Annotated in this window: 20 protein-coding genes, 1 pseudogene and 1 riboswitch; of the genes and pseudogenes, 17 read left to right on the top strand and 4 right to left on the bottom strand. The window is 62.9% G+C overall.

All coding sequences use genetic code 11. From position 1 onward, the window contains the following. Positions 1-244: 244 nt before the first annotated feature. From FO488_RS03605 to FO488_RS03595, 3 genes are all read left to right on the top strand, one after another. Positions 245-1,276, top strand: coding sequence for an MBL fold metallo-hydrolase (locus FO488_RS03605; RefSeq protein ID WP_168205862.1), 1,032 nt, complete (start codon positions 245-247; stop codon positions 1,274-1,276). A gap of 250 nt (positions 1,277-1,526) precedes the next feature. After that, positions 1,527-1,751: a hypothetical protein gene (locus FO488_RS03600; protein WP_149209296.1), complete on the top strand. Its 225-nt coding sequence runs from the start codon at positions 1,527-1,529 to the stop codon at positions 1,749-1,751. A 269-nt stretch (positions 1,752-2,020) separates the two neighbouring features. After that, on the top strand, positions 2,021-2,341 hold the full coding sequence (locus FO488_RS03595) for a hypothetical protein (RefSeq protein ID WP_149209295.1): 321 nt from the start codon (positions 2,021-2,023) through the stop codon (positions 2,339-2,341). Positions 2,342-2,460: 119 nt separating this feature from the next. On the opposite strand, the gene FO488_RS03590 is transcribed toward FO488_RS03595, so the two are convergent. After that, entirely contained in the window at positions 2,461-2,922 is a 462-nt protein-coding gene (locus FO488_RS03590; protein ID WP_370514313.1) for a thioredoxin domain-containing protein, read from the bottom strand. Positions 2,923-3,122: 200 nt separating this feature from the next. Here FO488_RS03590 and FO488_RS03585 point away from each other — a divergent pair, with 200 nt between their 5' ends. Then, entirely contained in the window at positions 3,123-3,647 is a 525-nt protein-coding gene (locus FO488_RS03585) for a hypothetical protein (RefSeq protein WP_205743344.1), read from the top strand. Between the two features lie 81 nt (positions 3,648-3,728). Here FO488_RS03585 and FO488_RS03580 read toward each other — a convergent pair whose 3' ends face one another. Continuing rightward, positions 3,729-4,331 (bottom strand): OmpW family outer membrane protein, encoded by a 603-nt coding sequence (locus tag FO488_RS03580; protein ID WP_149209292.1) that lies wholly within the window; start codon positions 4,329-4,331, stop codon positions 3,729-3,731. 99 nt (positions 4,332-4,430) lie between these two features. Continuing rightward, positions 4,431-4,507, bottom strand: a riboswitch (cyclic di-GMP riboswitch). Positions 4,508-4,840: 333 nt separating this feature from the next. On the opposite strand from FO488_RS03580, the gene FO488_RS19615 reads away from it, so the two are divergent. From FO488_RS19615 to FO488_RS19605, 4 genes are read left to right on the top strand one after another with little or no spacing between them, the layout of a single operon-like run. Beyond that, a complete protein-coding gene (locus FO488_RS19615; protein ID WP_205743343.1) occupies positions 4,841-5,113 on the top strand; it encodes a FecR family protein in 273 nt (90 codons plus the stop codon). Continuing rightward, on the top strand, positions 5,113-5,739 hold the full coding sequence (locus FO488_RS03570; RefSeq protein ID WP_149209291.1) for an OmpA family protein: 627 nt from the start codon (positions 5,113-5,115) through the stop codon (positions 5,737-5,739). The genes FO488_RS19615 and FO488_RS03570 overlap by 1 nt, the downstream gene beginning before the upstream one ends. An 11-nt stretch (positions 5,740-5,750) precedes the next feature. Beyond that, the gene (locus tag FO488_RS19610; protein WP_205743342.1) at positions 5,751-6,896 is read left to right on the top strand and encodes a CHASE2 domain-containing protein; all 1,146 of its coding nucleotides are present in this window, start codon (positions 5,751-5,753) and stop codon (positions 6,894-6,896) included. Next, entirely contained in the window at positions 6,893-7,765 is an 873-nt protein-coding gene (locus FO488_RS19605; protein WP_205743341.1) for an HD-GYP domain-containing protein, read from the top strand. The genes FO488_RS19610 and FO488_RS19605 overlap by 4 nt, the downstream gene beginning before the upstream one ends. A gap of 193 nt (positions 7,766-7,958) precedes the next feature. Here the strand turns inward: FO488_RS19605 and FO488_RS03560 are convergent, their stop codons facing one another. Continuing rightward, complete coding sequence (locus tag FO488_RS03560) at positions 7,959-8,354, bottom strand: hypothetical protein (protein ID WP_149209290.1); 396 nt, start codon at positions 8,352-8,354, stop codon at positions 7,959-7,961. A gap of 171 nt (positions 8,355-8,525) precedes the next feature. Between FO488_RS03560 and FO488_RS03555 the strand changes: the two genes are divergently transcribed. The 8 genes and pseudogenes from FO488_RS03555 (at position 8,526) to lhgO (ending at position 15,713) form a co-directional block, all read left to right on the top strand. Next, positions 8,526-8,924, top strand: a complete 399-nt coding sequence (locus FO488_RS03555; protein WP_149209289.1) for a PilZ domain-containing protein — start codon at positions 8,526-8,528, stop codon at positions 8,922-8,924. Between the two features lie 40 nt (positions 8,925-8,964). Continuing rightward, positions 8,965-10,716: a transporter substrate-binding domain-containing protein gene (locus tag FO488_RS03550; RefSeq protein ID WP_168206116.1), complete on the top strand. Its 1,752-nt coding sequence runs from the start codon at positions 8,965-8,967 to the stop codon at positions 10,714-10,716. Then, a pseudogene (locus FO488_RS03545) lies at positions 10,713-12,136 on the top strand (sigma-54-dependent transcriptional regulator). Before FO488_RS03550 ends, FO488_RS03545 begins: the two are co-directional and overlap by 4 nt. Positions 12,137-12,162: 26 nt before the next feature. Beyond that, positions 12,163-12,753 carry a PAS domain-containing protein gene (locus FO488_RS03540; protein ID WP_149209288.1) on the top strand — a complete coding sequence of 197 codons (591 nt, stop codon included), beginning with the start codon at positions 12,163-12,165 and terminating at the stop codon, positions 12,751-12,753. A gap of 49 nt (positions 12,754-12,802) precedes the next feature. Further along, complete coding sequence (locus FO488_RS03535) at positions 12,803-13,606, top strand: sulfite exporter TauE/SafE family protein (protein WP_149209287.1); 804 nt, start codon at positions 12,803-12,805, stop codon at positions 13,604-13,606. Continuing rightward, positions 13,603-13,923 (top strand): DUF1634 domain-containing protein, encoded by a 321-nt coding sequence (locus FO488_RS03530; protein WP_149209286.1) that lies wholly within the window; start codon positions 13,603-13,605, stop codon positions 13,921-13,923. The genes FO488_RS03535 and FO488_RS03530 overlap by 4 nt, the downstream gene beginning before the upstream one ends. Before the next feature lie 27 nt (positions 13,924-13,950). Next, on the top strand, positions 13,951-14,472 hold the full coding sequence (locus FO488_RS03525; RefSeq protein ID WP_149209285.1) for an aromatic acid exporter family protein: 522 nt from the start codon (positions 13,951-13,953) through the stop codon (positions 14,470-14,472). A 35-nt stretch (positions 14,473-14,507) separates the two neighbouring features. Further along, positions 14,508-15,713 carry an L-2-hydroxyglutarate oxidase gene (lhgO, locus tag FO488_RS03520; RefSeq protein ID WP_149209284.1) on the top strand — a complete coding sequence of 402 codons (1,206 nt, stop codon included), beginning with the start codon at positions 14,508-14,510 and terminating at the stop codon, positions 15,711-15,713. Between the two features lie 633 nt (positions 15,714-16,346). On the opposite strand, the gene FO488_RS03515 is transcribed toward lhgO, so the two are convergent. Next, on the bottom strand, positions 16,347-17,888 hold the full coding sequence (locus FO488_RS03515; protein WP_149209283.1) for a sigma 54-interacting transcriptional regulator: 1,542 nt from the start codon (positions 17,886-17,888) through the stop codon (positions 16,347-16,349). A gap of 177 nt (positions 17,889-18,065) precedes the next feature. Here FO488_RS03515 and FO488_RS03510 point away from each other — a divergent pair, with 177 nt between their 5' ends. After that, positions 18,066-19,127 (top strand): amidohydrolase family protein, encoded by a 1,062-nt coding sequence (locus FO488_RS03510; RefSeq protein ID WP_149209282.1) that lies wholly within the window; start codon positions 18,066-18,068, stop codon positions 19,125-19,127. Positions 19,128-19,130 lie beyond the last annotated feature (3 nt).

The raw sequence follows: 19,130 nt of genomic DNA, 5'->3' as shown, positions 1-19,130 counted from the left end.
ACGCAATAGCCCTATCGCGCTACCTCGAACTGTGCGTCTGCCGAGGCCGAAGAGCCTCTGGCAGGCGCACTCCCCCTGATTTCCCCCTGCTTCCGCTCCCGGATTTATGCTGTGATTTTTGCTACACGCATGCTATGTGATGATACTGGACTCGTTTCCTGGCCCAGCCATTACAGAAGAATCAAGCCCAGAAGAGCTGCACTCCGTTTTCCGTGCGATCACCTTTAAAGGAAGAAAACGAAACATGAAACGAGCCACCGGTTTCTTTGTTCCACTCATTATCGTGGCAGCCATCTACCTATCCGGCGCTGCAGCCCAGGGGCTGCCGGCGTCGGCAGCTGGTGACGCGCTTACCATCGCCGAAGCGGCCGCCGCACTTCCGGTGCCCGGAGCGGCCGCCCCTCTTGCCCATCCGCCTGAGACAACCTCCACCCGATCCCTAGGCCCCTTTGCCCCGCCCTTTACCTCCATAGCCCCGGTACAGTTGTTCGATAATCTCTACTTCGTCGGCACGACTGCCGTAGGTGCGTTCGTAGTCGATACCGGTGACGGTTTGGTCATGCTCGACACCGGTTGCGGTGCTACGGATGCCGCCCTCATGACGGCTGATATGAAAAAGCTGGGGCTCGACCCGTCCCGCATCAAGCTGATACTCCTGTCTCACGAACATTTCGATCACTATGGCGGCGTCCAGTATCTCAAGAAGCATGTGTGCCCCAATGCCAAGGTTGCCTTGAGTCTCATCGGCTGGAATATGCTCCAAACCGTCCCCATGGAGTTTGCCTATCTCGGCCCTCGGCCCCAATCCGTTGACATTTATCTGAGCGACGGGATGAAGATCAAGGTGGGGGCTACGACCTTTCAGGTTGTGGCTACGCCGGGGCATAGCGCGGGGTGCATGTCTTTCATTATTCCCGTAACGGACCACGGCGAGCCCCATGTGGTCGGCATCATGGGCGGATCTGCGGTCTGGGCGACCCCGCATGAAGCCCGGCTGTACAAATCCTCAATCGAGTATTTCAAGGCGTTTGCCGCGGCGGCCGGATGTGATGCGGGGTTGGGCGTTCATTCCCAGGAGGCTACGTTTGCGCCGCTTCGCGCCCGTAAGCCGGGTGAGGCCAATCCACTTGTACTCGGAACGGAGAAGTTCGATACCGTGTATCTGCAAAAGTATCGGGATCAGTATCGCTCCGTGCTCGACTCGGGGAAGATGCAGCCATATCCGGGGCTGGTGCTGCCATCCCGGCACGCGACTGCGCCGGAGCCGGCAAAATGACCGGCACGCCGGGAAGGACTCTGTTTTCAAGCCACGGTGAGGGGCCGGAGGGAAAACCGTGCTTATCCAACTTGATCTGGATAAAAACGAAGAGAGATGGTATAGGTAGAGTTAATTGGCGCTAACGCTTCATGGAGATGGTTCAGGGAGAGGCTGTACTGCCCGTTGCCGAGGGAGGCGGCCCTGGTAGCGGCGCAGGAACGTATCGCAGAAACGTCATAGCCCAAAAAACACCCCTATGGAGGAACGCGTGGAAGAAACAACAGTAGCGGTACCGGTAAAAGAATTGAAGGACATGCGCAAGGCATTTTTAATGCTGCGCGGCCTGTTCGACACCTCGGCGGAATATGCGGAGCGCCTCTCCCCCACCGACATGACCCATCACGTTATTCTGCTCAACAACCTGAAACAGGGGCAGAAAAAAGCCCAGGACTTTTTCGACAAGGCAAAGAAGTTGGAGAGCTCCCTGGCCTGAGACGTGCCATGTTAAACTGATGCTGCTGCTCCGGGGTATGCCCGGGTGGCTGGAAACTCGAACGCATATTTTGTTCAGGCCTGTTCCCCGCAAAGGTTCCGGCCTTTTTTTGTCCGGTCGGCAAACACGTCTGAAAGAGATCATGTATGGGGATTATACGCTCACTCATCGTAGTGTCGGGACTTGTGTCGCTTCTGGGAGGCTGCGCTTCGTGGGGGAGTGTGGCGCTTGGAGAAAAGAACGTCACCAGATGTTTTCTCGCGAAGAATGTGTCAAAAATGCAGGGGCCGACCGGGGTTACCGATACGTTCGCCCGTGGGGGGAAGGTTTACGTCGTCACCTCGTTCTCGTGGGATGACCCGGAGCAGGAGGGGGGCCCCCATGTCATGACGTACCGCTGGTATACGGGGGGGCGGTTGGTGTCCCAAGGTGCCATGAATATTGAGTCGAGCCTTCCGCCCCTCAATGTCTGGTCCGGTATTCAGGCGTCCGTACTGGGGGTGGGCACACACCAGGTCAAGGTGTACGTCGATGATGTCTTTGCCGTCTCCAGGGATTTCGTCGTCCTGGAGCAGGCGCCGACGGAGTGACCGCCGGCTCGGGCCTTGCGGCGATGAGCGGACCCGGGCAGGGGCTCCCATTACGTAACCGGGACCGTGCCAGGTGCCAAATCACCGGAACCGCTACGGTGAGCTCGCCGCACCGCACCCTATTGCTGCTGGTGGAACCAGGCCAGCAAGGCCTCAACGCTCTGGGCCCCGGCGAGCCGGGAGGCGGCCCTGCCGTTGCGCAGCAGCACGACGTCCGGTATGCCCCGCACGCCGAACCGTGCTGCAAGGGCCGGGTTCTGCTGGGTATCCACCTGGCAGACCGCCGCCTTTCCCGCGAGTCGTTCCGCTGCTGTCCGCACCGCCGGTGCGAATGAGACACAGTGCGGTCACCAGGGGGCCCAGAACTCCACCAGGACCGGCCCCGGATAGTTCTGCACGAAGGCGTCGAAGGTCTGTTCCGTAAGCTGCTGCGGGCGGTGGTACAGCGGCGGAAGGGTGGCGCGGCAGGTGCCGCACCGCCCCCTTTTCCCCTCCTTGTCGGCGGGGATGCGATTGGCTGCGCCGCATGATGTGCAGGTGACGATATAGTCCGGCATCGCATGTTCTCCTCGTGCCCTCATTTTCGTCCAAACCCGCTCCTGCGGTCAAGGGGGCACGCAAAAGGGGCCGCCTTTTGGGTACGCCCCATGTTTGCCCTTGCAACGATCCCGGAGGTGATGCAAAATACTTCGCCGGCTTTCAGCCGAGGGGGAAAGGGCGGCATGCATTAATAACAGGCAAATTGACGTAAACCTGCGGACGGGGAGCAGAGATGGCGGCTATGGAAAAGAGCGCACATATGGTGGGGCTGATGGTATCGGCTGGGCTTGTGTGCTGTCTCGCCGCCTGTATGGGCGACCTCGTCTACCGGCCTGAAAAAAAGATCGCACCCGTCGTCCCCACGGTGGCGGAGATGAACCCCCACCTGCCGCCCGTGCCGGACGCGGCGGCCAACAACGCCACCCTGGCGGGGATCGATACCGCCGGCAGCGGTATCCGCGACGACGTGCATATCTGGATCTATGCCAATTATACGACGAACGTGAAACGCACCATCCTCATGACCATGGCCAAGGCCATGCAGGATGTGATGGCCGCCCCGCCCAGGACTGCGGAGGAGGCGAAGGGGCTGGATCAGTCTTACCGGGACGCCGCCATGATGCTCAAGATCGTCCGGGGCCTCCAACAGAGCGAGGCCACTGAGATGGAGCGGCTCATCTATGCCCAGACGGTCAATACGCCGGAGCGCCTGAAGGCCTATCTGCAGTACAGCCTGCTGCTGGGTGGGGACACGATCCGGCGCTGAGCGGGGCCGGTCCTTCCGCTGTTACAAAGAAACCCCCACCGGGCACGGCGGGGGTTTCTTTATTCGGGGCCACAGTTTCGTCTAGTTGAAGAAGTATCGCACGCCAAAGGTCGTGGAGATGCTCATGGGGTCTATGTTGCCGGCTTTCCTTCCCAGATAGTTGATGTCGGCGTTGGGGCTCAGGACCGCCTTGAGCTGGGCGTTCAGGGCAACCTGTTTGGCTACGAAATAGTCGACGCCGCCGCTGACATGGACACCCACGGTGTTGTCCACGTCGGTCTTGGTCCCGTCGGAGTAGCTGAAATCGTTGATCAGGATATCCAGGCCGGCGCCCACATAGGGGGTCAGTTGGGGGACCGTAACGTCGAAACGGTACTGGGCGCCCAGGGAGAAATTGGTGGTTTCGGCGTTGCCGCCTTCACCGAAGCCGTGGACATCGTAGTCGGTATGGGTGATGTCGAGCTCCGCCGCGATGTTGTTGGTTATGCCGTAGATAAAGCCGCCGCCCCCGACGAAAGCGGTGTCGGTGCTGGCGTTGCGCCCCGACAGCTCGCTGTCGGCCGGGACCAGAAAGCCGAGTCTGCCGGTGACGCCGAGCCTACCCTTGATATCGCCCGCCATGGCGGGGTTGACGGCCAGAAATAGCGACAAGGCCAAACAGCAGGAATAGATGGTCTTCTTCATGATGGTCTCCTTTAGGGAATAGTGTTTTTGTCCATCACTTGCCGTGGGCAACGGGTCGGGATGAAATGAAAAAACCGGCTTGCCGGATATCCATGATATTTCGGCAACCCGGCTGTCTCGGTGAGACCCTGTAGGCTTTCCGCCCCATCCTCGCGGATGGTTGAGTATTATCGACTACCACATAACGCTTATGTTCGATAGGGGTTATTTTATGCACATGAAACGCCGAATGTCAATGGCCGGGGGCACGTTCTTTTTTTGTCCCTCTTTTGACGAATCTTTGTTTATAATGGTACTGTCGTTAACAGACCGAATTACTGCGGAAAAGGGAGACGCACAATGAAAATGCCGTTCTTCGGACTTCTCCTCCTCATATTCGCCGCCTCGTCGGCCTTTGCCACACAGACGGATGTGATCGGCCATGTTCAAACCCTCAAGGGATCCGCATCTTTCCTCCGGGGCAACCTTGCCCAGCCTGCCGCAGTCGGGGGGCGGTGTATCGGGGCGATGTGGTCAGAACCGCAAAGGACGGCTCTTTGGGCATTGTCCTGGCGGACGACACGACGCTGTCCCTGGGCCCCAACAGCGAACTTTCCCTGAAGGAGTACGTCTTCGACCCCAAAGAGGGCAAATTCACGTTCCTGGTGCGCATGGCCAAGGGCACCTTTGTCTATCTCTCCGGGCTCATGGCGAAACTGGCCCCCAACGCCATCCGGCTGGAAATCCCCGAGGCGACCATTGCCGTTCGGGGGACCAGGCTGTTGGTCGAGGTTCAGGAATAGTGCCGCGCCGCCATGGCCATACCTGGCCGGCGACCATCCTGGCAGGCCTGCTCACGGCGGCGCTCCTTGCCCTGGGGGGAGGCTGCGCCTCCCGGGGGACGGTCGTCCTGATGCCTGACCCGGACGGACATGTGGGCAAGGCGGAGGTGGCCACCGCGGGGGGAAAACAGTTGCTGGAACGCGCCCAGGAGATGACCGTCGTCTCCGGCTCCAATCCGCCCACGTCCCCGGCTGCGGCCACCCCCGGCTACCTTGCCGCCACCTTCGCCGAGGCGCTGGCGGTCGAACCGCTTCCCTCGGAAAAATTCATCCTCTTTTTCGAAACGGGCAGGACCTGCCTGGTGGCCGAGTCCCAGGCCGCCATCCCCGCTATCCTCACCGCCATCAAGCGGCGCAACGCCATCAGCATCACCATCAGCGGGCATACCGACGCGGTCGGCTCGGTCCAGCTCAACGACAGGCTTGCCCACGAACGTGCCCTGGCGATCAGGGGTCTGCTGCTCCAGAAGGGGGTCGATCCCCAACGTCTGACCGTCTCCTCCCATGGCAAGGGCAACCCCCTGATCCCAACGCCCGACGGGGTTGCTGAACCCAGAAACCGGCGCGTTGAGGTCATTGTGCGCTAGGCGCGGCCGGCATGCCCGCTCCCGCCCCTTCCCGCGCCACCCCCCAACGCCTCCTGCCGCTCTGGGGCGGGCGTCCCGTGCTGATTGCCGCGGGCCTTGCCCTCACGCTCTGCGCCGGATTGCTTCTCATCTTTTCGCCGCTGTTCATCCAACAGACGGAACTTCGCCTCTACGACCTCATGCTTTCCGGCCGGGCCGCTCCCCAGAAGAGCGGCGTTCCGGTGATCGTGGGCATCGACGAGGAGAGCCTCAAAGCCTACGGGCAGTGGCCCTGGCCCCGTTACCGCCTGGCCCGTCTCGTGGAGCGGCTTGAGGCGCTGGGGGCGAGGGTGGTCGTGCTCGACTTCCTGATGCCGGAACCGGACCGCACCTCCCCCGATGTCATCATGGCGGAACGGCGGCGCGACCTGGGGCCGGCCCCCACCACACCTCCGGCCGCCGTCACGGATGCCAACTCCCGGCGCCTGGCCGCGGCCCTGGCGGGAGGGCCCACCATCCTCGGCTATTATCTGGACCTGGCCACGGGTGTGAGGGCCGGGGCCGGAGGCGCCCCCCGCCTGCCCGCCGGCATGGTCGTGGCGGCCATGCCGGGCGCCGGCGGGGAGTGGCCGGCGCCCGTCGGGATGATCCGGGGTACCGGGACGCTGACCGCCGCCGTCGGGGCCGAGGGGTTCACCAATGCCCAGCACGACCTGGACGGGGTCCTCAGGCGGGTCCCCCTGCTGATGCGTTACGAGGGGGCCTATTATCCCTCCCTGGCCTTTGGGGCCGTCCTGCTCGCTTCCCCGCAGCGACACCTCCGTCTTGACCGGGATGGGGCCGAGACCCTGCTCCGCTGGGGAGATCGCCGCATCTCCCTGGACCGCCAGGGGGATGCCCTCATCGACTTCCGCATCCGGGATTCTTTCCCCTATTTTTCGGCGCGGGCAATCCTGGACGATCGGCCGGCGGCCGGGAGCCTCCGGGGGAAGATCGTCCTGATCGGCGCCTGGGCCAAGGGGCTGGGCGATACCCACCAGGTCCCGTCCGGGCAGGAACTCCACGGGGTCGAGGTCCATGCCACCATTATCGACACGCTCCTGTCCGGCACGTTCATCTCGCAGCCCACGTGGGCGCGGGGCGCCGGGCTGTTTGCCGTCCTGCTGCTGGGGGGGTGAGCACCTGGCTGCTCAGCCGCCCCGGATACCTGCTGTCGTGTGTCGCCGTCATGGGGATGAGCGGCGGATGCTACTGGGGGGCGCGGGCGCTTCTGCTTTCCCGTGAGGGGCTGTTCATCCCGCCGCTCGTGCCCATGGCAACGCCGGTCCTCGTGATGACGGCCTTGAGCCTGGTGAAGTACGGGATCGAGGCCCGCAAGGTGCAGCAGCGCAACCGGGACCTGGTCCAGGCCCAGGATACGATCATCGTCAGCATGTCCACCCTCACCGAGGCCCGGGACAGGGAATCGGGGCAACACATCCTGCGGACGCAGCGCTACGTGGAGGTTCTTGCCCGACAGCTTGCCACGCTCCCCGGCTACGCCGCCCTGGATGAGGCGGATATCGAGCTCCTGGCGAAATCGGCGCCGCTCCACGATATCGGCAAGGTGGGCATCCCGGACCACATCCTGTGCAAGCCGGGGGCGCTGACCGCCGAAGAGTACGACATCATGAAGACCCACACGCTCATCGGCGCCCAGGCCCTCTCCAAGACCATGGGCGGGACCGAACACCCGGAGCGGCTGGCCTTCCTCAATTACGCGCTCCAGATGGCCGAATCCCACCACGAGAAATGGGACGGCAGCGGCTATCCCCGCGGCCTGAGCGGCACGGACATCCCCCTGGCCGGCCGGCTCATGGCCCTGGCGGACGTGTACGACGCCCTGGTCAGCAGGCGCGTCTACAAGCGGGACTTCTCCCACGAGGAGGCCCAGGAGTGGATTCTGGCACGGTCGGGCACACACTTCGACCCCGAGGTGGTCGGGGCGTTCATGGCCCAACGGGAGGGGTTCATGCGCATAGCCCGGGAACTGGCCGACGAGGAGTGAGGGGCGCCCGACACCGGGACGGAGCACGCTGGCACAGTTTTTTTCAGGACGCGCAGAGGAGGCAGGGCGTTAAAAACACCGCCGGCAGGGTCGTCTACCTGGTGCCCCCCAGGCCGGGTTCGTCACGGGCAGAATTTCATCGTGGACGGGGCAGACCCGCACGATGATCTCTATTCCCCAGGAACCCGTGCGGTCAGGGAAACAGGGGGGCCTGTTCGCGCTGCATCAGAAGGTCCCGCAGCCGGTCTTCCCCAAGCCTGCGGGCGTCCTTCCGGCGCTGCTGCTCCAGAATCACCTCCTGCAGGTAGCGCTCCCGGCTGAACAGCTTCCGCTGCTGACGCCACACCTGCTCCTGCACGGAGTCCCGGTGCCGCAATTCCGCCTGCTGCACCGGCCGGAGCATCTCCTCCACCTCCGGCTGCTGCTGCGCCTGCTGCCGGGCCACCTGTTGGTTCAACCGGATCAGGTCGTTGTTGTTCAGGGCATACGCTCCGCTTGAAGACACGAGCAGTGCCGCCGTCAGCGCCATCCTCAGCATGTCAACCCCCTTGTCGTCGTCCATGGTGCCGCACTCCAGCCCCTGCCTCACACTATAGCAGGTTGTACGTGCGGCGGCCATCGTTCTTTGCGTCGTCGGTGGCCATGGCGGACCGGCGGAAAGGTGGTATAATCAATTTATTGTCCTTGTCCGGATTTTGTGAGAAACTGCATCCCCGTATGACCGGACCGCTGTGAGTTGGTGCCGTGGAGAGGCCGTCCTATGCGTGAAAAGAGAGCGTCCCGCCGGATCGTTTTTGTGGCCAATGGGGCGCTTTTGTACCAAAACCAGCGTTTCCCCTGCCATGTGGAGAACATTTCCCCGCACGGGGCGCTGGTCGGGCTGGACGAGGCGGACTGCGAAGCGGTTCGCCAGGGGGAACGGTGCGTGCTGGTGCTGCCTCTCGGGGGCGACGCCCCCCCGGCCCAGGTGCCGGCCCAGGTCATTCACAACGGATTTGGCCTGATCGGCCTGCGGTTTGCCGAATCGGACGCCGCGCTGGAATCCGTCCTGGCGGCCATTGTGGAGCGGGCGGCCCGGGAAGAGACGGCGACCGGCCGGGATTCCTCCCGCCTGTACGCCCGCCTGGGGATCAACACGGACCGGAGCCGCTGGAGATAGCAACGTGACCTTGGGAAAAAAAGTGCCATTGCGCAACCGCATGCCCGCCCCGCACCGGCTTGGCGCCCTGTTCCTCATGGCCGCAGCACTCGCCGCCTGCCTGCTTTCCGGCGCCGCCCTGGCCGAAACCCTCCAGGCCAACCCCCACAAGGTGATCATCGTCGGCGGGGACCGGGAGTACCCTCCCTACGAGTTCATCGACAAGAACGGCCAGCCCTCGGGCTACAACGTGGAGCTGACCCGCGCCATCGCCGACGTCATGGGGATGAAGGTCGAGTTCCGCCTCGGCGGCTGGTCGGAGATGCGCGACGCCCTCCAGACCGGCCGGGTGGACGTGCTCCAGGGGATGTCCTACTCGGAGGAGCGTTCCCGGGAGGTGGATTTCTCCCTCCCCCATACCATCGTGAACCACGCCGTATTCGCCCGCCGGGAATCCCCCATGATCAACTCCCTCGACGAGATCGAAGGGAAGGAGGTGGCGGTGCACCGGGGCGGCATCATGCATGACTACCTGGTGCGCAAGGGGTTCAGCGGCAAGCTGATCCTGACCGCCACGCCGGCCGACGCCCTGCGCCTTCTGGCCGCGGGCAAGACCGATTACGCCATCGTCGCCATCGTGCCGGGGATGTACATCATCCGCGAGCTGAAGTTGACCAACCTGATTCCGGTGGTCCGCAACGTGGCCACCCACCGTTACTGCTACGCCGTGGACCGGGGCAATGCGGAACTGATCTCCCGCTTCAACGAAGGGCTGGCCATCCTCAGGAAGACCGGGCAATACCAGGCAATCTATGAAAAGTGGCTCGGCGTGCTGGAACCCAACCGGGTGGAGTGGGCCACCGTCACCCGGTACGCCGCCATCGTGGGGATTCCGCTGGTGCTCCTCTTGGGCGGTTTCGCCCTCTGGTCCCGCACCCTGCACCGCCAGGTGGCCCTGCGCACCGCCGACCTGACCCGGGAGATCGCCGAGCGGCGCCATGCCGAGGAGGAGTTGCGTCTCAACCAGCAGCAACTGGTCCAGGCGGACAAGATGGCCGCCCTGGGGGTCCTGGTCTCCGGCGTGGCGCACGAGATCAACAACCCCACCGGCCTGATCCTGCTGGAGGTGCCGATCCTCCGGCGGTTTTTCAAGGACGCCTCCAAGGTGCTGGAACGGTACTACCAGGAGAACGGCAATTTCACCTGCGGCGGGCTCCCCTATTCGCGCATGCGGGAGGAGATGCCCCGCAGCCTGGAAAAGCTCCAGGACGCGGGCAAGCGCATCAAGCGGATCGTGGACGACCTGAAGGACTTTGCCCGGCGCGACGACACCGCCTTCAACGACACCATCGACCTCAACGCCGTGGCCCAGGCCGCCGTGCGGCTGGTGGAACCCTCCATCCGCAAGGCGACCAGCCGGTTCGGCGCCAGGTACGCCGAGAGGCTCCCCGCGATCCGGGGCAATGCCCAGCGCATCGAGCAGGTGCTGGTGAACCTGATCATCAACGCCTGCCAGGCGCTGCCGGACCCCGGGCGGGGCATCGAGCTCGCCACCCTCCATGACGCGGCCCGCGGCATGGTGATGCTCCGCCTGCATGACGAGGGGAGCGGGATCTCTCCCGAGAACCTGCCGCGCCTGACCGACCCGTTCTTCACCACCAAGCGGGACATGGGGGGGACCGGCCTCGGCCTCTCCGTATCGGCCGGGATCGTCAAGGAACACGGCGGCACCCTGGAGTTCGATTCGACCCCGGGCAGCGGAACTACCGTAACCCTCTCCCTGCCCGAGTACCGGAAGGAGCAAACCCTGTGAGCGAGCCCCTCTATCCCGATTTCGGCATCCTCCTGGTGGACGACGAGCCTGATTGGCTCAGTTCCCTCTCCCTGACCCTGGAGACCTGCGCCGGCATCACCAACATCGCCACCTGCAACGACAGCCGCCAGGTCATGGCCATCCTGGACCAGGGGCGGATCGGCCTGGTGCTGCTGGATCTTACCATGCCGCACCTGTCGGGGGATGAGCTTCTGGAGCAGATCGCCGAGCGGCACCCGGAGATCGCCTCCATCGTCATCAGCGGCCTGAACCAGGTGGAGACCGCCGTCAATTGCATGCGGCGGGGGGCGTTCGATTATTTCGTCAAGACCGACGACGAGGACCGCATGGTAAACGGCGTGCTTCGGGCGGTGCGCATGCAGGAGTTGCAGCGGGACCACCGGGAGATGGCCAGCCGTTTCGGCTCTCCCGAGGTCCGGCACCCCGAGGCCTTCAGCGCCATCGTCACCAACGACCGGGGGATGCAGGCGGTCTTCACCTATGCCGAGGCGGTGGCCAAAAGCCCCCAGCCGCTCCTGATCACCGGCGAGAGCGGCGCGGGCAAGGAACTGGTCGCCCGGGCCGTCCACGCCTTGAGCGGCTGCCGGGGCAAGCTGGTGACGGTGAACGTGGCCGGGCTGGACGACACGGTTTTCGCCGACACCCTGTTCGGCCACGTGCGGGGAGCCTTCACCGGCGCCGAGCAGGTGCGGCGCGGTATGGTGGAGGAGGCGGCCGACGGCACCCTGTTCCTGGACGAGATCGGCGACCTGAGCATCCCTTCCCAGGTGAAACTGCTGCGGCTGCTCCAGGAGGGGGAGTATTTCCCCCTGGGGTGCGACCTGCCGAAGCGGCTCAAGGCCCGCATCATCGTCGCCACCCACCAGGACCTGGCGGCCAAGGAGACGGCCGGGACCTTCCGCCGGGACCTGTACTACCGGCTGCGGACCCACCAGCTTCACGTGCCGCCGCTGCGGGAACGGCGCGGGGACATCCCCCTGCTGCTGGACCATTTCCTGGAAGAGTCGGCCCGGGCCTTGGGCAAAAAGAAGCCGACCCCTCCCAAGGGGCTGGCCCCGTTCCTCGCCACCTACACCTTCCCCGGCAATGTGCGGGAACTCAAGGCCATGGTCTACGACGCCGTCAGCGTACACCGGGACCGGATGCTCTCCATGGAGTCGTTCATCAGGGCCGTGGAGCGCTCCCAGAAACAGGGCGGGGGGGAGCGGTCGCCCCGGAGCCCCGACAGAACCCCTTTGCCGGGTTCGACGAACTGCCCACGTTCAGCGACGCCGCCGCCTTTCTCGTCATGGAGGCGCTGGACCGGGCCAACGGCAACCAGACCCTGGCCGCACGGCTTCTGGGCATATCCCAACCGGCGCTCTCCAAGCGCCTGAAGATGCGGCAACCGGGCGGCTAAGGCACCCCGGCGACGGAGGCTCGCACATGGAACAGAACGCAAGCGTCATCACCCCCCAGGAGTACCGGATTCTGGTCGAGCGGGCCCCCATCATGATCTGGCGGGCCGGGACCGACGGGCTGTGCAACTACTTCAACCAGCGCTGGCTCGAATTCACCGGGAGGGACATGGCGCAGGAACAGGGCAACGGCTGGGCCGAAGGGGTCCATCCCGACGACCTGGACCGCTGCCTTGAGATCTACCTGGACAATTTCGGCAAGCGTCTGGCCTTCGAGATGGAATACCGCCTCAAGCGGCATGACGGTGTCTATCGCTGGATTCTGGACCGCGGCACCCCCTTTTATCTCGACGACGGCGCCTTTGGCGGGTATATCGGCAGTTGCATCGACACCACGGACCGGGTCGAGGCCCGCACGGCGCTCCGCCAGGCCCAGGAGTCCCGGATCACGAGGCTGGAAGGGCTGCTGCCGATCTGCGCCAACTGCAAGAACATCAGGGACGATGAGGGGTACTGGCATAACGTGGAATCCTACATCTCCTCCCATTCCGGCGCGGATTTTTCCCACGGCATCTGCCCGGTATGCGCCGAAAAGCTCTACGGCTACAAAAAACAGTAAACGGAGGAAATGGGTCATTCTACTCACCACAACAATCGAGATATTCGCCATGGCCATCGGCGCCGGGATCGTCGGTTCGGTCCTGGGGCTCGGCGGCGGCATCATCATCGTGCCCGCCCTGACCATCCTGTTCGGCGTCTCCATGCGCACGGCCGTGGCCGCCTCCACGGTCTCCATCATCGCCACCTCCACCGGCGCCGCCGTGGCCTTCCTGCGCGACCGGCTGACCAACACCCGGGTGGCCATGTGGCTGGAGATGGGCACCTCCCTCGGAGCCCTGAGCGGGGCTCTGATCGCCGGCTACCTGCACCAGCGCTTCCTGTACATCCTGTTCGGCCTGCTTCTGGCCTATTCGGGCTACAACATGTTCAGGACCCGCAAGGCCGAACTGCCGGGGGAGGTGGTGCCGGACCGCCTGTCGCAAAAGCTGAATCTGGCCGGTTCCTACTACGACCGCATGCTGGGCCGCCGGGTGGAGTACCAGGTTACCCGGACCCTGCCCGGGCTGGTCCTCATGTATTTCTCCGGGGCCGCCGCCGGGCTTCTGGGGATCGGCGCCGGCATCTTCAAGGTGCCGGCCATGGACCAGGTCATGCGCATGCCGTTCAAGGCATCCACCGCCACCTCCAACTTCATGATCGGGGTCACGGCGGCCTCCGGGGCGGTGGTCTATTTCGCCCGGGGCGACGTCAAACCGCTGGTGGCAGGGCCGGTGGTGCTGGGGGTACTGGTGGGGGCCGTGCTGGGGAGCCGTCTGATGGTCAGGCTGAAAACCTCCACCATCCGCAAGCTCTTCATCCCCCTGATCGTCTACACGGCCATCGAGATGATCTACCGGGGGGTGCGGGGATGACCGTCGAAACGCACCATGAGACACCGGCGAAGCACGAGGCGATCGAGTTGGTCCTGGCCCGGCTGCTGCGCATCGGTTCCCTCGTCGCCGCCGCCCTTCTGGCCCTGGGGATCGGTGCCATGCTGCTGGGGGGGCATGCGGTGGTAGCACCGAGGTTGATCACCGCGGGCCTGCTGGCGCTTCTGGCCACGCCGGTCATGCGGGTGGTGGCGGCGGGAGTGATCTTCGTCCGCGACCGGGACTGGCGTTTCGCCTTCTTCTGCGTGGTGGTGCTGTGCGCCATCGTGACCGGTATCCTGCTGGGGCATGGGGACTAGGCCGGCGTCCATTGGGCAGGTGATGCCATGATCGATTGGGTAGGGATAAAGACGCTGCTCAAAAAGGACGGCATCACCGTAGCCATCCAGAATGCCGTGGTCTGCCTGGTGGCGTACCCCTGCGGCGAATACTCCACCGGCATCTTCCACGGCGAGTCGGCGGCCATGGGGGGACTGTGGTCGCTCATCTCCGGGCTGGTGGTGCTCCAGGCCACGACCCGCGACACTTGGAAGTCGGCTGGGCTCCGGGTGCTCGGGACCTTCATCGGCGCGGTCGTCAGCGGGGTGTATCTCTCTTTTTTACCGTTCGGGCCGGCCGGCATGGCCGTCTCCCTCGGTGTGACCATTGTGCTGTGCCAACTCCTGAACGTGCCCGAACACGGCCGCCTGGCGGTGATCACCGTGGCGGTCGTCATGGTGATTTCGCACCTGAACCCCACCCTCAACCCGATCATGAGTGCGGTGCTGCGTTTCGGCGAGGCGTGCATCGGCTCCGCCGCCGCCCTGGCCGTGGTCTTCGCGACGCCCCGCTCCGCAACCCAATCCTGAACCGACACACCATCATCGACACAAGGGGGCTGGATATGCAACTGGACAAGGCGGAAATCCTGATTGCGGGCGCCGGCATCATCGGGCTGACCATTGCCCGGGAACTGGTCGGGGCCGGGTACGGCGACATCGTGATCGTGGAGAAGGAACCGGAACTGGGGCGTCACGCCTCGGGGCGCAACAGCGGCGTCCTCCATGCCGGGATCTACTATTCCCCCGACAGTCTCAAAGCCAAATCATGCCTGAACGGCAACCGCCTGATGCGCGCCTACTGCAAGGAAAAGGGGCTCCCCCTGCTGGAAAACGGCAAGGTGATCGTGGCCCGCACGGCCGGGGAGTTGCCGGTGCTGGACGAACTCCACCGCCGGGCCGTGGCCAACGGCGCCAAGGTGGAGATGATCGACGAACAACAGTTGGCGGAGATCGAGCCCAACGCCCGGACCGTGGAACGGGCCCTGTTCTCCCACTACACGGCGGTGGTGGACCCCAAGGCGGTATTGAAGAGCCTCAAAAACGATCTGGAAGAGAGCGGCCGGGTGCGCTTCCATCTGGAGTGCCCCCTGACCGGGCTGAAGGGGAGCGGGAGCGGCACCGCCCTGACCGGTAAGGGGGAGATCGGTTTCAGCCGTTTCGTCAACGCGGCGGGCGCCTACTGCGACAAAGTGGCCCGACTGTTCGGCGTGGGGGGCAACCTCCGCCTCATCCCCTTCAAGGGGCTCTACCGGTTGCTGCGCACGGAGGCCCCCTTCACGGTCAACTCCAGTATCTACCCGGTGCCGGACATCCGCAACCCCTTCCTGGGGGTTCACTTCACCCGCAGCGTCCACGGCGACGTCTACCTGGGCCCCACCGCCATCCCCGCCTTCGGCCGGGAGAACTACGGCATCCTGGCCGGGATCGACCGGGAGGGGTTCGGCATCGCCCTGGAGGACCTGACCCTGTTCCTGGCCAATCCCCTGTTCCGCAGCGTGGCCCTGAGCGAGCCGTTGAAATACCTCCCCTCCTGCTTCTTCCGGGATGCGGCCCGACTGGTGAAACAACTCTCGCCCCGCGACGTGCTCCCCTCCGCCAAGGTGGGCATCCGGCCCCAACTGGTGGATTGGGAGACCAAGCAGATGATCATGGATTTCCTGGTGGTGGCCGACGGCTCCTCGCTCCACGTATTGAACCCCATCTCCCCGGCCTTCACCTCGTCCATGGACCTGGCCCGGGGGATCGTGGCGGCGCATTTCGGGGGGTAAGGGGCTGGGATGCTTTCCGGACCTGACGTCGAAAGCACAGCGGGCTCACCGCTGGCGTATCGATAGCCAGATTCTACAACGTCCGTGTTATGACAGCGGCGATGAAAACAAAATGCCTCGTACTGAACCACTTCCACGACATCAGGTCAAGGCAGCAGCGCACGTCATATCTTGTATGTCCAAGTCACCAGGCGCGCTACAAAGCCCGCTAAATTTCTAATGTTTGGAACGGCAGGCAAAAAGCCCCGAATTCCGTTACCGGAACGCGGGGCTTTCATGCTGGAACGCCATCCACAGGCTGTGGCCGCAAACTCAAGAACCTATTTTTGCGCGCAGCTACGACTATTCCTTCCACCGTCAATAATACGCCCACGGTACAACTCTCGCCAGCCCTCGCTATGACGCCGCTCGGCAAAATCACCATACTCAGCCACGCACTTGCCATATCGGGATTGGTGAAGCTCAATTTTTTTGCGAAAAAGTCCGAAACGGAGCGAACGTCGCCACGGTACGAGCAACAAATTTGACGGTTTTCAAATCAGTTCCCACCCGGTTCCGTAACCTGCATGTTCATGCGGGGAAACCCAAGCCTTTGTCCACATGCGCAGAAACCTGTTTTCGCCAGGTCAACCGCTATTGTACGTTGCGCCCAACCTTAGGATCTGCTGGCTCGGTTATCATGTTCGGGCAAGCCTTTCCGCTGGTCAGCAGCACGTACTTCTTAACCGTACGCCGGTCGAGACCGGTTGTACGGGCCACCTCCTCATACGTACCAAAGCGTTTATACAGCAAACCACAATATTCAACCATTAACTGTTGGGCGTCCAAGCTGCCGGCCTCAATACCGGCCAGCAGCCTCTCGGCCGGTTCGGTTGGAGCCGAAGCATCCGTGTCCCCGCGATAGTGGCGGGTTATGATAATACGCCGCACCGCCTGTTCCAACTCGCGGACATTGCCCGGCCAGGAGTAGTGCGGCCCCAGGTCGCGGCTGAGCGTCTCCTGCACCAGGCGGGCATGGGGAACGGCGGCATCACCTATCATGCGCTTCAGAATGCTGACGATCAGCGCCTCCAACTCGCGTGGCTCCTCCTGGATACGCTGTTTAAGGGGCGGAACGACGATGATGTCCGAGCAGAGCCGGTAGTAGAAGTCGTCGCGGAATTGCCCCGCCCGGCGCAGGTTATCCAGCGGCCGGTTGGTTGCCGCAATGACCCGCCCCTGGAAACGCTGGCGCTCGTGGCTGCCCACCGGCGCAAAGGTCCGTTCCTGGATCACTTGCAACAGCTTGATCTGTACCGGTACAGAGACATCGCCGATTTCATCCAGAAAGATGGAGCCATGGGGTGTGCAGCGACTGAATACACCCTCGTGGTTTTCTATGGCGCCGGTAAAGGCGCCTTTTTTGTGGCCGAACAGTTCCGATTCCAGCAGTGATTCCGGGTACTGAGACAGGTTGATGGCAATAAAATTGCGGGTAAAGCTCTCGCTGAAGCATCCCTTGCGGGCATCGAAGGGGATAAAGCCGGATCGGCCGATGGCGGCAGCCGCGGCTCCCTTCCCGGTGCCGGTTTCCCCCAGGAGCAGGGTGGAGAAGTCCTCCATGCGGTTCCAGAGATGCTGTTCGTACCAGTTGATATTACAGGTGAAGATATTGTTCCAGAGCTGCAGCCGCAGGCCGTGCATAGATGGAGAAAGCCCGATCAGAGAGGTCTCTATGAAGTAGAAAGCCCGTCTGATCTGGTAGAAGATCCCCAGAAAGCGCAGACACCCACCCTCATCTATGCCAAGCGCCGACATGGCAGACAACAACTCCCGGGCAAAAGGTGCCGGGATCGGAGTGTCACCGGCAGCCAGTTGCCTGAGGATAAAATCATCGAAGGTCTGGCGGTGGCGGTGAAAGATGTCGAACAGGAAAGCCGTACGCAGCAAGGACTGGTCGTCGGCACCATAACGCTGCAGGTTGTCGCGCCCACTTTTCTTAAGTCCCGCCAAGCGTTCGCTAACCCGAGCAGTTGCTACTCCCACCAGATCATCCCATGACATGGCGGCGTCTGTCCCGGCAATCTTACGGTCAAGCGCGACGCGGGCCTGGCTGAAGGGATTGGCAATGGAAGCCTGGGTCACGGCTTTGAAAAATTCTCGATCAGTTGACGACAATACCTGTTTTGCATTCATGCATGTTGTGTACATTGCACATACATAATATGTCAATACCAAAATAGCAGAGCATATCCCTACAGCATGTTCGGTCAATATTAAACAATGATTCAAGCATGTTATACAGCCGGCTACAGCCTGGCACGCGCTTTGAAAACAGCGATGTATCATACAATCCGACCAAGAGGAAACCTCATGAAACTATTACTTCTAGCAGCGACATTTTATCTGGTATTGTGGCCCCGGACGGGGACGGCGAGCGGACCAGCGAAGCCTCCAATCATTGACATCCACTGCCACACCGCAGGGATAGGCGCCGGCGGCAGCGGGTGTTTTGTCTCTCCGGCACTGCGCAAGAACTGGCGCTACCGTATTTATCTCAAGTCGTTCGGCGTAACCGAAAAGGAACTGGAGCGTGAGGGCGATTCCCTGATCCTGCAGCGACTTTCCCGCACCCTGGCCGAATCGCACCATGTTAAGGCGGCGGTGGTGTTGGCCATGGACGGCGTTGTCGATGCAAACGGCTCGCTGGACCGCTCGCGCACGGAGGTTTATATACCCAATGATTTCCTGGCCCGGGAGACGAAACGCCACCCGAATCTCCTGTTCGGGGCAAGTATCAACCCTTATCGAAAGGACGCCATCCAGCGCCTGGATCAAGCTGCGGCTGACGGTGCCGTACTGTTGAAATGGCTGCCATCCGTCCAGGACATCGATCCGTCAGACCGGCGCCTGATACCTTTCTATGTGCGGCTCCGGGAACTCGGCCTGCCGCTCCTGACCCACACCGGCCAGGAAAACTCCTTCACCCGGAAGAAAGACGAGCTTGCGGACCCCGAACGCCTGCGTTTGCCCCTTTCCCTGGGAGTGACGGTTATTGCTGCACATGCCGCCGGCAATGGCTGGAACCATGGCGAGGAGAACTTCAAGCGTTTTTTGCGCCTGTGTGCCGAATATCCCAATCTGTACGGAGACATATCGGCCCTGACGCAAGCGAACCGCCAGGGTCAGCTTGTACGCTTATTGAAGCATGAAGAACTGCACGGCCGCCTCTTGCACGGGACCGATATGCCACTTATCGCCACCGGCATCACCTCTCCCTGGTGGCACGCACTCCACATACCGCTCAGGTCCGTGTGGCGCATCGCCGCCATCAAAAATCCCTGGGACCAGGATGTGGAGTTGAAACGGGCATTGGGCGTCCCGGAAACGATCTTTGCCAACAATTCGAAACTGTTTCATATTCCCGGGAGGTAGATA

It is taken from the genome of Geobacter sp. FeAm09 (assembly GCF_008330225.1).
In the GTDB taxonomy this organism is placed as follows: Bacteria; Desulfobacterota; Desulfuromonadia; order Geobacterales; family Pseudopelobacteraceae; genus Oryzomonas.
Note: the sequence above shows the minus strand (reverse complement) of the source record. Positions and strands in the feature narration are given on the sequence as shown.

What these genes read in the sequence shown, in the direction of transcription:
- FO488_RS03605 (WP_168205862.1), top strand. Translation starts at nt 245, where the DNA reads ATGAAACGAGCCACCGGTTTCTTTGTTCCACTCATTATCGTGGCAGCC.
- FO488_RS03585 (WP_205743344.1), top strand. Translation starts at nt 3,123, where the DNA reads ATGGAAAAGAGCGCACATATGGTGGGGCTGATGGTATCGGCTGGGCTT.
- FO488_RS03580 (WP_149209292.1), bottom strand. Translation starts at nt 4,331, where the DNA reads ATGAAGAAGACCATCTATTCCTGCTGTTTGGCCTTGTCGCTATTTCTG.
- FO488_RS19610 (WP_205743342.1), top strand. Translation starts at nt 5,751, where the DNA reads ATGCCCGCTCCCGCCCCTTCCCGCGCCACCCCCCAACGCCTCCTGCCG.
- FO488_RS03555 (WP_149209289.1), top strand. Translation starts at nt 8,526, where the DNA reads ATGCGTGAAAAGAGAGCGTCCCGCCGGATCGTTTTTGTGGCCAATGGG.
- FO488_RS03550 (WP_168206116.1), top strand. Translation starts at nt 8,965, where the DNA reads ATGCCCGCCCCGCACCGGCTTGGCGCCCTGTTCCTCATGGCCGCAGCA.
- FO488_RS03540 (WP_149209288.1), top strand. Translation starts at nt 12,163, where the DNA reads ATGGAACAGAACGCAAGCGTCATCACCCCCCAGGAGTACCGGATTCTG.
- FO488_RS03535 (WP_149209287.1), top strand. Translation starts at nt 12,803, where the DNA reads ATGGCCATCGGCGCCGGGATCGTCGGTTCGGTCCTGGGGCTCGGCGGC.
- FO488_RS03530 (WP_149209286.1), top strand. Translation starts at nt 13,603, where the DNA reads ATGACCGTCGAAACGCACCATGAGACACCGGCGAAGCACGAGGCGATC.
- FO488_RS03525 (WP_149209285.1), top strand. Translation starts at nt 13,951, where the DNA reads ATGATCGATTGGGTAGGGATAAAGACGCTGCTCAAAAAGGACGGCATC.
- lhgO (WP_149209284.1), top strand. Translation starts at nt 14,508, where the DNA reads ATGCAACTGGACAAGGCGGAAATCCTGATTGCGGGCGCCGGCATCATC.
- FO488_RS03515 (WP_149209283.1), bottom strand. Translation starts at nt 17,888, where the DNA reads ATGAATGCAAAACAGGTATTGTCGTCAACTGATCGAGAATTTTTCAAA.
- FO488_RS03510 (WP_149209282.1), top strand. Translation starts at nt 18,066, where the DNA reads ATGAAACTATTACTTCTAGCAGCGACATTTTATCTGGTATTGTGGCCC.